Annotated in this window: 1 protein-coding gene; it reads left to right on the top strand. The window is 64.3% G+C overall.

The annotated features are described in order from the left end of the window. Positions 1-12 precede the first annotated feature (12 nt). A partial coding sequence (locus SB816_RS30215) for an NAD(P)-binding protein (RefSeq protein WP_410548020.1) occupies positions 13-361 on the top strand: 349 nt, incomplete at its 3' end.

The raw sequence follows: 361 nt of genomic DNA, 5'->3' as shown, positions 1-361 counted from the left end.
GGAGACACCCGGATGAATGCTCGCACGTTGCCTTTCGGCCCGCCCGGCCACGATGGCCCGGACGAAACCATCGACATCGCCATCATCGGCACCGGCTTCGCCGGGCTGGGAATGGCGATCCGCCTGCGGCAAACAGGCATGACCGACTTCGTCGTCCTCGAGAAGGCCTCATCGGTTGGCGGCACGTGGCGCGACAATCATTACCCCGGGTGTGCATGCGACGTGCAATCGCACGTCTACTCGTTTTCGTTCGCGCCGAATCCGCGCTGGACGCGCATGTTCGCGCCCCAGCCCGAGATTCGCGCGTATCTGAACCGCTGCGTCGACAAGTTCCGTCTCTCGCCGTGGCTCAACTTCGACC

It is taken from the genome of Achromobacter sp. SIMBA_011, assembly GCF_046535435.1.
GTDB classification, from domain to species: Bacteria; Pseudomonadota; Gammaproteobacteria; order Burkholderiales; family Burkholderiaceae_B; genus Achromobacter; species Achromobacter dolens.
Note: the sequence above shows the minus strand (reverse complement) of the source record. Positions and strands in the feature narration are given on the sequence as shown.